Raw genomic sequence first — 643 nt, forward strand, 5'->3', positions numbered from 1 at the left:
GTATTTTAGGTATTCGCGCTTAAGCGCTTGCTCAATAACCGCACTAGGAGGCGGACAGAAGGCCACTAAATCCCCTTGCTGATATTGGTTTGTTTTGGAAAGCTGATAAAGGCCGAGGGGGTATGAATGCGTGAGATTGATACGATAACCGGAAGCATACCATCCCAAGGCTAACATCAGTCCGAACGCAATGGTTGTGGGGATTTTCATGATGATGTCCGTTAAACTACTGTTTGGGGCGAGAAAAGGCGTATAGCCTATCAACAAGAATAAGTAAGGTCGTCGCAATGAAGATGATAGACCATTCATTCAAACCCGCATTATGGACAATCTGTAACTGTTGAATTGAGACCATTGCTAAGATGAACCAACTTATCAGAGAGTAGATCATTTGCGTTTGATAAAAAACTCGCCCCAGGCAAGACCATTTTAATAGCCATAACAGCGATGGCACTAATAAACAGAGTGCAACGTTGTTGGCTTCATCAAATGTTGAGGCGGATATAGCGAAGGCTAGCCCTAATAAAATGGGGTAGCAAAAAAGGATAAGTATGGCTGTCATGAATGTTAATGCTAACCAATCTTGTTTTTGCCGAGTTGGCATGGCGTATTCCTTAGGTTATTTGAGGCGCAGAGATGCGCC

1 protein-coding gene and 1 pseudogene are annotated in these 643 nt (G+C 43.5%); both read right to left on the reverse strand.

The features are described 5' to 3' along the window. A pseudogene (locus tag OU793_RS24810) lies at positions 1–210 on the reverse strand (hypothetical protein); the annotation flags it as partial. A gap of 16 nt (positions 211–226) precedes the next feature. Continuing rightward, entirely contained in the window at positions 227–604 is a 378-nt protein-coding gene (locus OU793_RS24815; RefSeq protein ID WP_023623402.1) for a hypothetical protein, read from the reverse strand. Between the last annotated feature and the right edge of the window lie 39 nt (positions 605–643).

The sequence above is a fragment of the Vibrio sp. VP6 genome (assembly GCF_028823755.1).
GTDB lineage: Bacteria > Pseudomonadota > Gammaproteobacteria > Enterobacterales > Vibrionaceae > Vibrio > Vibrio parahaemolyticus.

Bases quoted from the DNA above. Each gene is read 5' to 3' on its own strand.
- OU793_RS24815 (WP_023623402.1), bottom strand. From the start codon at position 604: ATGCCAACTCGGCAAAAACAAGATTGGTTAGCATTAACATTCATGACA.